Origin of the sequence: Endozoicomonas atrinae, from assembly GCF_001647025.1 — a bacterium.
GTDB classification, from domain to species: domain Bacteria; phylum Pseudomonadota; class Gammaproteobacteria; order Pseudomonadales; family Endozoicomonadaceae; genus Endozoicomonas; species Endozoicomonas atrinae.
Genome location: NZ_LUKQ02000147.1, coordinates 1 through 14,340 on the forward strand (window position 1 = coordinate 1; position 14,340 = coordinate 14,340).

The 14,340-nt window shown below is 46.9% G+C and carries 14 protein-coding genes and 1 tRNA gene; 11 read left to right on the forward strand and 4 right to left on the reverse strand.

Annotation, left to right across the window (positions count from 1 at the left end; genetic code table 11):
* Positions 1 to 373 precede the first annotated feature (373 nt).
* From AK963_RS18050 to AK963_RS18070, 5 genes are all read left to right on the forward strand, one after another.
* Positions 374 to 787 (forward strand): LysR substrate-binding domain-containing protein, encoded by a 414-nt coding sequence (locus AK963_RS18050; protein ID WP_066016835.1) that lies wholly within the window; start codon positions 374 to 376, stop codon positions 785 to 787.
* Positions 788 to 1,191: 404 nt separating this feature from the next.
* Complete coding sequence (locus AK963_RS18055) at positions 1,192 to 1,749, forward strand: sigma-70 family RNA polymerase sigma factor (protein WP_066016848.1); 558 nt, start codon at positions 1,192 to 1,194, stop codon at positions 1,747 to 1,749.
* The gene (locus AK963_RS18060; protein ID WP_066016836.1) at positions 1,746 to 2,402 is read left to right on the forward strand and encodes a ChrR family anti-sigma-E factor; all 657 of its coding nucleotides are present in this window, start codon (positions 1,746 to 1,748) and stop codon (positions 2,400 to 2,402) included. The genes AK963_RS18055 and AK963_RS18060 overlap by 4 nt, the downstream gene beginning before the upstream one ends.
* 105 nt (positions 2,403 to 2,507) lie before the next feature.
* Complete coding sequence (locus tag AK963_RS18065) at positions 2,508 to 4,739, forward strand: DNA recombination protein RmuC (protein ID WP_066016837.1); 2,232 nt, start codon at positions 2,508 to 2,510, stop codon at positions 4,737 to 4,739.
* A gap of 373 nt (positions 4,740 to 5,112) precedes the next feature.
* Positions 5,113 to 6,006 (forward strand): DMT family transporter, encoded by an 894-nt coding sequence (locus AK963_RS18070; protein ID WP_066016838.1) that lies wholly within the window; start codon positions 5,113 to 5,115, stop codon positions 6,004 to 6,006.
* Here the strand turns inward: AK963_RS18070 and AK963_RS18075 are convergent.
* Positions 5,986 to 6,858: a LysR family transcriptional regulator gene (locus AK963_RS18075; protein ID WP_066016839.1), complete on the reverse strand. Its 873-nt coding sequence runs from the start codon at positions 6,856 to 6,858 to the stop codon at positions 5,986 to 5,988. The two genes, AK963_RS18070 and AK963_RS18075, sit on opposite strands and share 21 nt — an antisense overlap.
* Positions 6,859 to 6,950: 92 nt before the next feature.
* Here AK963_RS18075 and AK963_RS18080 point away from each other — a divergent pair, with 92 nt between their 5' ends.
* Positions 6,951 to 7,457, forward strand: a complete 507-nt coding sequence (locus AK963_RS18080; protein ID WP_066016840.1) for a lactoylglutathione lyase family protein — start codon at positions 6,951 to 6,953, stop codon at positions 7,455 to 7,457.
* Positions 7,458 to 7,547: 90 nt separating this feature from the next.
* On the opposite strand, the gene AK963_RS18085 is transcribed toward AK963_RS18080, so the two are convergent.
* Complete coding sequence (locus tag AK963_RS18085; RefSeq protein WP_175404563.1) at positions 7,548 to 8,150, reverse strand: phytochelatin synthase family protein; 603 nt, start codon at positions 8,148 to 8,150, stop codon at positions 7,548 to 7,550.
* A gap of 263 nt (positions 8,151 to 8,413) precedes the next feature.
* Between AK963_RS18085 and AK963_RS18090 the strand changes: the two genes are divergently transcribed.
* Positions 8,414 to 9,253: an SDR family oxidoreductase gene (locus AK963_RS18090; protein WP_066016842.1), complete on the forward strand. Its 840-nt coding sequence runs from the start codon at positions 8,414 to 8,416 to the stop codon at positions 9,251 to 9,253.
* A gap of 95 nt (positions 9,254 to 9,348) precedes the next feature.
* Positions 9,349 to 9,439 (forward strand) — tRNA-Ser (locus tag AK963_RS18095).
* A 58-nt stretch (positions 9,440 to 9,497) separates the two neighbouring features.
* Here AK963_RS18095 and AK963_RS18100 read toward each other — a convergent pair.
* A complete protein-coding gene (locus AK963_RS18100) occupies positions 9,498 to 10,487 on the reverse strand; it encodes a phage integrase (RefSeq protein ID WP_066016843.1) in 990 nt (329 codons plus the stop codon).
* A 179-nt stretch (positions 10,488 to 10,666) separates the two neighbouring features.
* On the opposite strand from AK963_RS18100, the gene AK963_RS18105 reads away from it, so the two are divergent.
* Positions 10,667 to 10,846: an excisionase family DNA-binding protein gene (locus AK963_RS18105; RefSeq protein ID WP_066016844.1), complete on the forward strand. Its 180-nt coding sequence runs from the start codon at positions 10,667 to 10,669 to the stop codon at positions 10,844 to 10,846.
* Between the two features lie 598 nt (positions 10,847 to 11,444).
* Positions 11,445 to 12,752, forward strand: coding sequence for a hypothetical protein (locus AK963_RS18115; RefSeq protein ID WP_066016846.1), 1,308 nt, complete (start codon positions 11,445 to 11,447; stop codon positions 12,750 to 12,752).
* Between the two features lie 45 nt (positions 12,753 to 12,797).
* Here AK963_RS18115 and AK963_RS18120 read toward each other — a convergent pair whose 3' ends face one another.
* The gene (locus tag AK963_RS18120; protein WP_066016847.1) at positions 12,798 to 13,025 is read right to left on the reverse strand and encodes a hypothetical protein; all 228 of its coding nucleotides are present in this window, start codon (positions 13,023 to 13,025) and stop codon (positions 12,798 to 12,800) included.
* Positions 13,026 to 13,768: 743 nt separating this feature from the next.
* On the opposite strand from AK963_RS18120, the gene AK963_RS18125 reads away from it, so the two are divergent.
* Entirely contained in the window at positions 13,769 to 14,230 is a 462-nt protein-coding gene (locus AK963_RS18125; protein ID WP_083232748.1) for an EcoRI family type II restriction endonuclease, read from the forward strand.
* Positions 14,231 to 14,340 lie beyond the last annotated feature (110 nt).

The window sequence follows — 14,340 nt, forward strand, 5'->3', positions numbered from 1 at the left end:
ATCATCCTGAGTTTTAATCTGACTGGCTATTTGATCTACCAGTTTTTCGTTGATTTCAACGCTCATTGTTATTCTCCATTTTGGAGTATTAACGACAAGCGTTTACACAATTTAAATTACATTCCCGAAGTACCTTCAGAAAACGATTGATTTGCTAGGATCAAATCTTCTGAAGGATCTGACCTGCCTGCAACCCCATCACAGTATCCTTCATTTCGTATTCTGGCCCGGGTAATCGAGAGAATTGATATTGACTGGAATGTCAAACAAGCCTCTGTTTATCTATGTCGAGAGGCCGTATACAGCACATCTGATGTTGTAATGTGAACCACACATGAGGCAGAAGAGTCAAACGGATCGAAATGTTCAGTAGATGAATACGGCGTTCTGTGCAGTTGCCAGCCCTGTAATGAAAGTTGCTTCCTGCGACTCACTGGCTGTGCACGATTTGAAAATGTACCGGCAGCTGATCCCCGAGGACTATTTTTCTTCCCATATGGAGCAGACGACACTGCTTTCCAGCCATTACCAGCGTATGGCCAGCCATGATCTCCTGATGGCGTTATTGCTGATGGGGGAGGGATGGGCTTTGTTACCGGAATATTGCGTTGCTGATGCTATTGAAGAAGGAACCCTGCAACGGCTTGATGTTAAGGAGCTGAATACCCCCCTTAGGTTTCCATTCAGCATTTTGTCCCGCAGTGAGGCGGTGACAGGACCCGTTAAAAAAGCCCTGCTGGTTTCACTGCGTGAACAGGGGCAATTGTTCAGTGGAGTAGAGACCTAGGAGCCTGTCGGACTTAGCACTGACCTACTGCGAATAAGCCGGATTTGGCCATTTTTTATGCTGCTTTTCGTTGAATAGAACCACTATTCGCCTCAAATCAGCATAAAAACTGGCTCAAACCGGACTTTTTCTCGCTACGGTCGGTTAAGTCCGACAGCCTCCTAGAACGCTTGATTGGTATTACCTGTTTAACCATGGGAAATTCAGGGTGAATAAAGCAGATCACCAGAGAATCGCCATTTTCTATTTAAGGAAAAGCTATGCAGGACAGTTAATGAAGGTATTATGAAAAGCTGTGGCTGTGTTCACGGTAAAGAGATCCTTATTGGCACTTTTTACGTAAAAACAGTCATGTATAAGAAAATTAAAGAATTATGGTACATCTTCGGCTTGTTGAAACCTCTATGGAATTCAAACCTGATCAGGCAGCGCAAAAGCAGGACTTCAGGCAGGTTCTCGTTGATCTGGCGAAAAGTCGCGATAAAAAGCTGTTTATGCAGCTTTACGACTATTTTGCTCCTCGACTGAAAAGCTTTCTGGTCAGAAAGGGGGCTAATGAAGAGCTGGCAGAAGAGCTGGTTCAGGAAACCCTGCTGTCTGTATGGCGTAAGACTTCCAGTTATGACCCTGCAAAAGCTACGGCTTCCACCTGGATCTTTCGCATTGCCAGAAATCTATGGATTGACCGGCTTCGTAAAGAAAAGCCAGACATGCTCTCCCCGTTAAACAGCTACCCCGAGGCAGGCTACACGCCCAGTATGGCGGTCTGTGATTCAGGGCGTTTAAAAGATGCCCTGGATGCCTTGCCTCAGCAACAGGCTCAATTGGTTTACAAAGTGTATTACGAAGGAAAATCCCACCGCGAAATTGCTGAAGATATGGACATGCCCATTGGCAGTGTGAAGTCTGGCCTCAGGCTGGCTTTTGACAAATTACGGGTTCGCATTGGAGGTGAGTCATGAGCTGCAATCACCACCCCGATGACAGTACCCTGCTCAGCTACGGCGCGGGCAGCCTGCCGGATGCACTTTCCATGGTGGTTGCCTGCCATCTGGCCGTATGTGATGACTGTCATGACAAGGTTGCGCATGCAGAACAGATTGGCCTTAGGCTGATGGAACAGGAACCGGTGGAATCCATATCCAAAAGCTCTCGGGACTGGATGCTGGCCATGTTGGATGAGCCGGTCGAAGAGGTTTGCTCCGAAACCTGGAAAACGCCAGAAGCCGATCTGGATGGCGATATCCCGGAGCCTCTGCGGCCAATGATTGGCCAGTGGTTCAGCGATCTTCACTGGCGCACCATGGCGCCTGGCATGAAGCAGTTTATTCTGCCTGCATCCCAGGGCAAACTGCGACTGCTTAAAATTGCTCCGGGTACATTCATGCCATCCCACGGTCACAGTGGTTCTGAGCTTACCCTGGTGCTCAAGGGCTCATACAGCGATGAGCTGGGGCGCTTCTCTGCCGGCGATGTGGCGGATGTTGATCCCGACATGACCCATCAGCCGGTGGCCGATACCCATGAAGGCTGTATCTGCCTGATTGCAACGGACGGCCCTCTCCGCTTTAAAGGGCTGGTTCCCCGTCTATTACAACCATTTTTTCAGCTATAAATGCTGTCAGTCAGGTCTTTGGCAAGATTTCTTGCTATTGACCTGAACTTTTTTCTCGACGAACCTGTCAAAAAGTTTCTAGTGTAATTCCAGAGAGATCGTTTCATGACGCTTACTGCCCTCGTCGTAGTTGCTGTTGCTTCACTGCTGTCGTTTGCAATGGCGTGGTTTGTCTGCCGACAGACCCAGCAAAGCCTGAAATTGCAAATGGAGCGGGAAGTCGATGCCCAGCATCTGCAGATTGCCCAGCTGACTGGTCAGAAAGCTGACCTGCAGGACGAGCTGACAGAGCAGAAAGTGGTTATGCAGGAACAGCTCGACGCCGGTAAAGCCCTTCTGCAGAAGGAGACGTCGCGCCTTAATGAGCTGGTCAGTCAGCATCAGGTCAAGGCCGGGCGTCTGGAGGCCATGCTGATTTCAGAGCGCAAGCGTGAATCAGAAAAAAGCCGGGATCTACAGGAGCTGGTCAAAGAGCTTACGTCTGAGCGTGCTGTCAGAGGTCAGGCTGAGCAGCGGGTAAAAGAGCTGGAAACCCGTCTGGAAGAGCAACAGGCGCAGAACCAGAAAGCCCTGATGCAGCTGCAGGAAAACAAGGAAGCCCTCAAGCAGGAATTCAAACACCTGGCTCATGAAATCTTTGAAGCCAGGGGTAAAGTACTCTCTGATCAGCACCATGAACAGCTGCATTCACTGCTGGCTCCTTTCAAGGAGCAGTTGGGTGAGTTCCGTAACAAGGTTGAAGAGGCTCATCGGGAAGACAGTGTGAGCCGTGCGGCGTTGAAGCAGCAGCTGGAAACCATGCATCAGCTCAACCGCAAGATGACGGACGATGCAGAAAGTCTGGCGAAGGCGTTGAAGGGTGACAAGAAACTCCAGGGCAACTGGGGTGAAATGCAGGTTGAGACTATTCTTGACAACAGTGGCCTGATCAAAGGGCAGGAGTATGAACGGGAGCCGAATTTCAGGGATGAAGAGGGTCAGAACAAACGGCCTGATTTTATTGTCCACCTGCCGGAAGGCAAGCACCTGATTATCGACTCCAAGGTGTCGCTGGTGGACTACATGGCTTTTGTTAATGCTGAAACGGATGCAGACCGTGATGCTGCCATGGCCCGCCATATCCAGAGCATTCGCAACCATATCAACAGTCTGAACCAGAAAGATTATCCCAGCCTGCCGGAAATCAAGGCGCCTGATTTTGTCTTTATGTTCATGCCGATAGAGCCGGCATTTATCTCTGCATTTCAGTATGACCAGAAGCTGTTCAATGATGCCTTTGAGAAGCGCATCGTTGTGGTAACACCGACTACCCTCCTGGCAACCCTGCGCACCGTTGCCAATCTGTGGACCATTGAACGGCAGAATGCCAACACCCGTAAGCTGGCTGACAAAGGCCGTCAGGTGTACGACAAAATTCGTGTGTTTGTTGAGAAGATGGAGAAGCTGGATATCCAGCTGGGTAATGCCCGTACCACCTACGATGATGCCATGGGCACACTGAAGCACGGTCGCGGAAACCTGATTGCCCAGGCGGATCAGTTCCTGGCACTGGGAGTTCGTGTAAAGAAGGAACTGCCTGCCAAGACGCTGGAAACCGCCGATTTGGAGCCGCTTGAGGCAGAAGAGTTATTAGCGCTTGAGGCGGAGGCACAACCAGCGGTTTCGACGGTTGATACAATCTCTCCCCAGCAGAAGGAAACGCTCTCTGCTCCAGAGTCTGTAGAAGAGACTGCAGGAACCTCCGCTGTTACAGAGGATTCTGAATTAGCGAACGAATCAGTAGAAGCCGTCTATGAAGAACCGGTGCCTCAGCCAGCTGTGGATAACCTGGCTGAAGATAAGGCTGAACTTTATGCACAGGCTGAAACTCATGTAGCTGCAGACATGACTCCCGAGAGTGTGGAGCAGCCTGTTGAATACGCTCAAGAGGATAACTCACCTGAGCAGACTTATGAAAGTGAAGATAGAGTGGAGCCTGCCGTAGAGGCGTCAGTTCATGAAACGGCAATGATGACTGAATCAGCGAGTCCGACGCCTGATCTCGCTTCACTGGAGTCAAGGCCCGGTCCTGAATTTGCGGAGAACTCTGACAGCCTGTACCAGACTGATCCTTCAGCTGAAGACAGTATCCTTTCTGGTGAAGGAGAACTTCCGAATACGCCGGATTTTTCTGTGCTTGAGTCCAAGCTTTCAGAACTGGGCAGTGACCTGCCGTCTTCTGAAGAGGAGATGACGTCTCTTGAAGCAGAACTGGCCAGGCTGGAGCAGGAGCATCCTGAATATTCCTGGTCTGACTATGAGCAGCAGTTCCGGTCAGAAGATACCCCCTCAAAGTAACGCTTTCTAGGACCTGTTGGCGTTTCGTTGTGTACTCAGCGAGTCAGGGCGCTTCTATGACGAGACGCGGCATTGCAGGAATGCTGGTTGCCTTTCAAAATGCCGCAACGAAGTAATAGGGGCGCCCTGATTTGCCCAAAGGGTGGCATAGAAAAGCTCCATCAGCTTTGTCAGACTTGCTTGACGTAGAATAACCACGCATTGCACAAGCGATTTCGCGCATAGGGTGCTTTTCTGTACCACTGAGCATGCAACGAAACGCCAACAGGTCCTAAATAGCGTATTTCTCCCCACTGTGCCGCACATGAGATTTCAGTAAGCTAGTTCCAAAAGAACACGGACTTCCCTGAAATCTTAATCCCGGCACATTCTAATGAACACTACCCTTAAGGCAGACTTGGTACTTCTGCTGGTTACTCTGCTGGCTGCTTCTGGCTGGCTGTTTTCCAAATTTGCCATCGGGGGAATGCCGCCGCTGGGTTACATTGGGGTCCGTTATATTGCGGCTGCTCTGTTGTTACTGCCCTTTGCCGCAAGGCAGCTCTTCCGGCTAAACCAAAAACAGCTGTTCATCAGTGTGATGGTTGGACTGATTCAGACCATGGCCATGTACCTCTGGATTCAGGCGGTAGACAGTTCTGACCGCCTTGGGGAAGGGGCTTTTATCATGAGCCTGTCCATGATCATGGTGCCATTTATGGGAAGGTTGCTCTATGGCAGCCGAATTGATCGCTTCACACTCTTTGCCCTGCCATTTGCCATTGCCGGTATTGCCTTGCTGGCACTGAAAGGCAGTTGGGAATTTGAACCCGCCCAGGGGCTGTATCTGATGGCGACCCTGTTTATTGCCTTGCACTTTGTGTATACCAATCATAATGCACCAGGCATCCCTTCAATGGCTTTGACCTTTATGCTATTGCTGGTGCCGGGCATTGTAGGCATGATCATTTCTTTCACCACTGAAAGCTGGCCGGAACAAGTTGCAAGCGACACCTGGGGCTGGGTAGCTGCGGCAGTATTGATTGCCACCAGTCTCCGCTATTTCCTGTATACCTGGGCTCTGAAACATTCAGAAGCAGGCCATGCGGCACTGATCATGGTGATTGAACCGGTATGGACTGCGCTGATGAGTGCGATCTGGATGGGAGAGTCCATGACTTCCCAGAAGCTTCTCGGTTGTGGACTGATCTTTATGGCGCTGCTGGTTGCCAGATGGCGTTCCATCTTTAAGCCAGCCATTGCTGAATCACAGTTGGTCCGGGAATAGCGCATTCAGAATAAACGGATAGCGGCTTGCCACCGGGCGATGCCGCTTATGGATCAGGTAAATGGTTTCATAAACGGCAGTGGTCATATTCAGGATGCTGATATCCTGCTGCCGGGGAAAAGCATTCACAATGGACTCTGGTAAAACGGTAAAGCCATTACCGGCAGCTACCGGCTCTAGAATCAGGTTGATCTGGTTTACCGCACCTTTCAACGGGAACTCGGAAAGATGCCGGAATTGAGCATAGTTTGCCCGGAGCACGGATGAAATATGATGGCTGGCATCAGGGTGCATAATGACACCCAGCTGGCATAAGTCACTGTAACCCGCTTCTCGATAACGAGCAGGAACCACAAGCAGCAATTGCTCCTGATCGATAGGGCGGGTGATGAGTTCAGGCTCGTCGGTCTGATGGGTAATCAGGCCAATATCAATGGTATTGCTCAATAGCTCTGACACAATCCTGTGGTTCGGGGCCACCTCAAACTGCATCAGCAGCTCTGGATATTGCTGCTGTATGACACAGAGCTGAGGGTAAAGCCTCATGGCCAGGGCTCCCGGACTGCTGAGTCGGCAGACCCCCTCGTAAGGATTGTCCTCTTTCAGGGACTCTTTCAACTGTTCTTCACTGACGACCAGTTCCCTGGCAAAACGAAGTACCTTTTCACCTTCCTGTGTCAGCTCAAAGCCTTTTTCATTCCGGTTAATCAACGTTGCCTGGTAATAGTCTTCCAGTTTTCGAATATGCTGGCTGACACCCGGTTGCGTCATGTGCAGCAAGGCAGCGGTGCGAGTGAAATGCTTCTGCTCAACCAGTGCAATAAAGGTCTTTAGCCAGAGTGGATTTACCATAACGGGATGTTATCAATATCATCAAAAATGATAATTTTTTGTTCTCGAAATAAGCTTCTACACTGATGTCATTGCTATTGAGGTAGAAGACAATGACAGACCAAGTATACCCAAGAACCTTTTCTCATATCGGTATTTCTGTTCCAGATTTGGAGAAGGCCGTTAAGTTTTACACCGAAGTGCTGGGCTGGTACCTGATTATGGAGCCTACCACGATTGTAGAAGACGACAGCGCCATTGGTGAGATGTGCACCGATGTATTCGGTGCCGGCTGGGAACACTTCCGCATTGCTCACTTATCCACAGGTGACAAGATCGGTGTTGAGATCTTCGAGTTTAAAAATCAGGAAAATCCTGAAAATAACTTCGAATACTGGAAAACCGGCATTTTCCACTTCTGCGTACAGGACCCGGACGTTGAAGGTCTGGCAGAAAAGATTGTTGCTGCTGGTGGTAAGCGTCGTATGGAAAAACCACGCTTTTACTACCCGGGCGAAAAACCATACCGCATGATCTACATGGAAGATCCATTTGGCAACATCCTGGAAATCTACAGCCACAGCTATGAGCTGACCTATTCCGCGGGTGCCTATAACTGATTCTTCAGGTTAACCGCAGAGATCACAAAGCGCACAAAGAAAAGCAATTCTTGTGCGTTTTTTTGTTCAACGGCTAAACATATCACTGCATCATGCTTTCGAACGGGGTTGCCCGGTTACGATCAGCAGTCCTCGTGTATTACCCCGCGGATCAATCGTATTCATCGCTTTCAGCAGGTCTGGTATTTGCACCCACGCGGGTAAGTAATGAAACCGGGCAACATCCATAATCAGAACCCGGTCGCTATCAGCATCATAAGCACCCAATACCGACCAGTGGCCGCCACCTCTCTGCCTGAGACAGGCCCTTTGATAGTTAATCAGGACATAATGATCACTGTTTACCAATGCCTGACTCAGAAGGCTTCGTAACTGATGAGCCGACACACTGTCACCATAAATGGTTTGGACCTGAACACCATGGGTTTCCAAGGCATAGTTCAACTCTGTTATATCAGTTCCTCTGGACATCACGACTTTGGGTGAAAGGTAAGGCAGAACGGAGGGGGTGAAAAAGCTGTCCTGTGTCAGGTATGTATGAGGGTAATAGACCGGGTCACCATATTGACTGCTGCCCAGGGCATTAAGCACCGTAATGGCGCTGGCAATACCACAGTAGGTTTGCGTTTTCTGGGTTGTCAGATGAGGAACGAGGCGCCAGAAGTCTGCGTTTTCCGATAAGCGTTGCTGCATGGGGATTGCTTCAGGGCTGTTCCAGTAAACGACAGTCGTTCTTTTTGAGGCGGCGAAGCAAAAGCTGGTAAAACATATAAGCAAACTCAAAGAGATGAGCCTGATGTTTTTCATCATCATGGTTGTTGAGTCATGCTGTGAAGAATTATGTATGCGACAGTGTAGGACAAGCTGGAAAGCACTTTTGGACTTTGCATTATCTGGAGATAGGTTTTAGCGTGGTAAGCTGAAAAATTATTTGCAGAGCCAGAAAGGGATGAACCATGCCTTCAAGCAATAAAAATGTACTGATTACCGGATGCTCCAGTGGCATTGGCCGGGAACTGGCTCTTGAGTTTCAACAAAGAGGCTATCGTGTCTGGGCAACCGCCCGTAACCTGCAGAGTATTCAGGCGCTGTCGGACCAGAATATCCAGGTGTTGGAACTGGATGTGACCAATGAGTCGCAGGCTCAGGCGGTTGTACAGCATATTCTGAACACCGATGGTCATCTGGATATGCTGGTGAACAATGCTGGCTATGGCAGCATGGGGCCATTGATTGATATGCCGGGTGAAGAGCTTGAGCAGCAGTTTTCCACCAATGTGTTTGCACCCATGGCGCTTATCCGTCAGGTGGCTCCTCATATGTGTGCCCGTAAACAGGGGACGATCGTCAATATTGGCAGTGTCTCCGGTGTATTGTTTACTCCATTTTCGGGCAGTTACTGCGCCTCCAAAGCGGCGTTCAATGCATTGTCTGATGTGTTGAGAATGGAATTGAAACCCTTTGGCGTGAGGGTAGTGACGGTTCAGCCTGGTGCCGTCCAGTCACGGTTTGCAGATAATGCCAGCCGGGTCTTGGAACAGGTGTTCAAGCCAGACAGCCTCTATATGCCCATTGAGGCGAAGGTCAGGGCACGAGCCAATGCCTCACAGGATAACCCCACACCGGCAAAGCACTTTTGTCATGACCTGATCAATAAACTGGAGTCTGGGCGTGTGCTCAATATCATCCGGCTGGCCAATGGCAGTCTGGCGTTTCCATTGCTAAAAGCACTCCTGCCAACCGCTATTCTTGAGAAAGTTCTGGGAAAAATGTTTGGCCTGAATCGCCTTCGGTAATTTTTTTGTCCGTAGGTATATATTCTTTTTGCCTTTGCGTCGAAGGTGATATAAAGTACGCCACCTGTTCGGGGCGGTAAACGTTTTGAGCAAATGGTGAGGTGTCCGAGTGGCTGAAGGAGCACGCCTGGAAAGTGTGTGTACGTTAATCGCGTACCGAGGGTTCGAATCCCTCCCTCACCGCCATATTCCTTTCTTAACTCCTTGATTTCCCTTCCTTTTATCCTAGCTCAATAGTTCCAAATTACCTATGTGTCCAAGATGTGTCCATTTTGCTTAATGGATTTAGTCTTACGGCGTCGTTTAGGTGTTCTTTGCTGAATTTCGCGTATTTCATGGTCATCTTGATGTCGGCATGACCGAGGATGCTTTGCAGTACCCGAATGTTTCCACCATTCATCATAAAGTGGCTGGCAAAGGTATGGCGTAGAACATGGCTGGCCTGTCCTCTAACGGTTCTGACACCGGATCGCAGTAAAGCCCTCCTGAACGATTCCTGGCAGTTGGTGAACTCACCTTTGTCCCTGATGTGCTGCTTTACTTCCTGGAACAATGCTTCGTCTAGCGGGATAATCCGGTTCTTCTTGGACTTGGTGTAGGTTAGGTAAACCTGATTGTTCTTGAAGTGGTGATCCTTTCGGCTCTCGATCTCTCCCCAGCGAGCACCGGTAGACAGGCAAATCTTGGTGATCATCATTACATGGCGGCTTTTGCAGTTCTTCCTGATGTCTTCAAACAGCAGCTGGATCTCTTCATTGCTCAGGAAGACAAGCTCCTTCTCGTGGATACGAATCTTGTCTACGGGCTGAAAGGGGTTGGGGTAGCCAATGATGGCGTTCCTGCTCAGGAAGTTATAGACAGCATTTATATAGCCCAGCATGTTGTTGAGCGTTTTGTCTCCGATGCCTGCCTCTCGCTTCTTCTGCTTATATCTGTGCCAGTCTCTTGCGGTGACTTCTTTGGCGATAGGGTTGCCCATTGCCTCACAAAAGCGGATCAGGTTCTTCAGTGTCCTTTCATTGTCGGCCAGCTCAACACCTCTGGCTTCATACCAGATATCGATAAGCTCTCTGAGCGTTCGGTCATCTTTTTCTGGTGCTTCCTTATCCTTATCCGCAATGCACTTGTCCCGAAACTGGATGCACTCCAGTTTTGTCTTTGCGGTATGGCGATAGCGCTTGCTGCCAATCCTGAAATCAACTTTCCATTGGTTGTTTATTTTTTTGATTGCCATAGCATTCTAGACCGTTTTTTTTTGGCCGAAAAAAATTCACCTGAATATGCAGTTTGGTGCAGTTTGGTGCAGTTCGGTGTGGTTCAGCGGAACTTTAACTTTTCAGGTTGGTTTTCTTGGATTAATTTCTATTTTTCTGGTCTCATAATTACATAACAATAAAAAAGGAATCAACTGACATGGAAAGTGAAGAAAGACTACTGCATACGATTGAAGAATTTTCAAAATCAGTTGGTGTTTCAATTGATACTGTCAGAGTGTGGGTAAGAGATAATAAAATACCTTCATTTAAAATTGGTAAACGCCGCTTGATTAATATCAGGAAGCTAAAAGATAAGATGGATTTAGATGATAACTAATAGTTGTTGCTAGTCTAATTATAGCCTAACCTGCTGATATTGCAGGGATGTGATGACTCTATTTTATGTTTTTTCGATCTGCATAAGTCATAGCTGTATTGATTTTTTGTCTTTGCTTTGGATGTCGCTGTGCTTTAATTTTTTTGCAGGCGACCTGTCGCCTCAAAAAATTAAAAGGCACAGCAGCAAGGCTCCAAAGCAAAGATAAAAAATTTATTTTAGTCATTGTTGGTTGTTTTAAGTGGTTATTGGAAAGTTAAAAAACGGCTATTGAAATTTATCATTGATGTGGCTATTAAGGATTTAAGCGGCCTGCTTTTTTAGGAATGCTGTGAACAATAGCTTTCAAGTATTGATAGTGGTTTTGTATTTTCTTTGAAACTTTGTTTCTTCCTTGTTGTTTTCTCTTTCAGGTTTGCTCCCAGGAATCTTGGCAGTCATTCCTGTGGTGCATGTTGTCTTGAAATTGGTGTCGGCTCTCTCACTGATACTGTGCGAGGCTGACACGCGCAGCGCAGCCCGCACAGGCGGACGTTCCTGTAGCACGTCATTAAAAAAGGGTAGTGAAAAACGAAAAGTTATAAGAAGGAATCTTATTATGAAACATTTAGACCGTTATGAGCCATCAGAGGATGGAACCACCACAAATCAAACAGATAAGGGACTTCTGTTTGTCCACCCGAAATTCGGAAAAGTGCAGGATCTCTATCTGGATAACTTCCAGATTGTGGGAACCTATGTGGACACTTTACGACAACTGTTTAAGGGATCGATGAATCTGGATTTCCTGACGGATATTGAGGATTCACTGAGTTTTGGAGAAAAAACTTTTCGCTTCGTTGGCCATGACTGGATTCTGGGCAAAAGTGGTAAAGCATCCGGTTATCAGTACCGGCTTCAGAACAACCAGCTTGGGATTATCATTTTCTGCAAAATGTTCCACTCTAAAGCGGAATCCATTGGCTCGCATCTGAAAATCGAATGCTCTCCGTGGTTCCTGGATAACCGATCCCCGAAAAAAGTTGATCAGTTCCTGGCGAATATTGCCAAAAAGGTATTGAGGTGTGCTGAACCTCATTATCCGGCTATTCATCTGGCTGTAGACGTACAGGGATGGAAACCGGAAAACGACCTGTCAGAACGGATGACCTGTAAATCTAGAAGGGTTTCCAACTTTTACGGTATAGATAAAGCCGAGTTTACGGTTTCTGATGTGTCCTGCGTCTATGATCGTTCACAGTCGTTTAAATTTGGTTCTGCGGGGGCAGTACAACTGGCGATCTACAACAAAACCATACAGGCTCAGAGCATTGATAAATTCGACTACATGGAACACAAATGGCAGGAAAGCACAAAGCTCGATGACGGTTCCAGTGGTTATGATTCGGAGTCGGATGTGTTCCGGTTTGAGGTGCGATTCCACCACTCAGTCATTCAACAGTTCGCTCTGGGAACCTGCAATAAAGAAACCGGTGAAATCGGTGTTAAAATGCGCACCTACTCTGAGGTGATCAAACATATACAGGCACTCTGGCTGTACGGTCTCAAGTCCTTCAGGCTGAACTATAACAGCAATTATCTTGATCCGATGTGGACAATCCTGCTGGAAGATATTGTTTTCAAATACCCTGAATCTGCCTACAAAGATAACCTGCATTACAAGCGGTACTACAAGAAAGCGACATCTTTCTCCGGCAAAAACTACCAGCTATACATAGGCAACTTACTGTCGGCCTGTGCAAGAAAAGGGCTGAAGTTCAAAAGGGTGCTCCAAGAGCTACAAGGCAGCGTTATCTGGGGCGATATTGCCCAGCATTACGAGAAAAACAACACGACAGAACATCAACTCATTGAACGACTGCGGCAGTCCTATCAGGAAAGGATACTGATGGGGTACAGCATATAGAGACAAGAAATCTGAAAAACAGAAAGGGGGATAACCCCCGATCTGTTATTTCTTGGTTGAGCGAGTAGGTTGCTCTGCTGGCTCCTGAAGTTTGAGAACATCGGTTAGAATTTCCAAAATGGAGACCAGTTCGTCAACTTCGGAGTTATAGCTCTCACGGATGACTTTAGTCGTGTATTGACTCAGGTCAGCGATTTCGTGACGCTTGGCTTCAAGCTGATTTTTGGTCAGGTGAATCAAGGTGCAGAGCATGGAGTTGGTTAATGTTTTCATGATCTTTTACCTCTTTTGCTGAATGTAATTTGTCCAGGAACGGCAAGAGAGGGCGTGTCACAAAAATGTTTGGACGTAGGATCACAAGATTTTTTGACTAAGACCGTTGTCGGTCAAAATTACAGGGGTTCAGCAAGAGGAAAACTAATTGAAGGACATAAGGCAATCCAAAGCTTGTTCGATGAACTCAAACGTAAAATTTGAAGTAACAGCGAATAGTACTGGTCGTTAACACTCGATTCCCAAGGGGGATTGCACAAATGCCGAAAATTACTTGTTTATAGCAATGCAATGCTATCAATGTTATGGCACTATCATGCTCACAAAAAAGAGTAATGAGCATTTCGCGTAATGCTCCCAGCTGTCAACAAAAGGCAGTTTGATAAGCGATGGACGGTAGTGTGGGGAGTTTTCTTCAGAATATTGCGAACTAGGTACGTATACAGGGTATTAGCAAAGTATGCACTATAGTACAGAATATATTGAATAACACCCAAAAAATGGTCATTTCAACGTGTTTTCATTACTTAATCAGCATATCTTAGAGTCTGAGCACTGGCTTAAGATTGTAAAAATCGATTAATTTGGTACTATAGTAATCGTCTTGCTATCGACCTGCGCACGTATAAGCGCTCAGTATATCTCCTCATTCACATATCAATAACTCCACATTAAGATAAAAATTTCTAACTGTGATGTAGCTAATAAAAAAGTGAAAACAGTTTTAAGAGGAAATCAGAAGTATGTCTAAAAAAAATCAGTCCAATAGATTGACAAACCAACATAAGCAATCTCAAGGTGTTGTTGGTATCTTTGGAGATGATGCAAGATCACACGATCTGACTGTAGGAACTATTTCTAAATTAGTAATAAGTAAGCTAGAAGATGAATATCCTCAACTATCTTTCCGTTACAGAGTTAGCATAAAAAAAGATGAAATTAACCAATCGCTGAAAAAAATTGACCCAGAACTTGGGCAGACTCTTTTTGTTTCGAATTCGAGTATAAAGCCTGATGGTGGAATAATTGAAGTTAGAGATGATAATGCTGATTGGAGAGTTGTATTAGTAACAGAAGCCAAGCATCAAGGTAAAGATGTAGAGAACATTAAGAAAGGAATATTAGTTGGAACGAAAAACAATCAAGATTTAATGGCAGCAGGTAACGCTATAGAACGATCTCATAAAAACGGGAATGTAATTTAAATTGTGTAAACGCTTGTCGTTAATACTCCAAAATGGAGAATAACAATGAGCGTTGAAATCAACGAAAAACTGGTAGATCAAATAGCCAGTCAGATTAAAACTCAGGATGA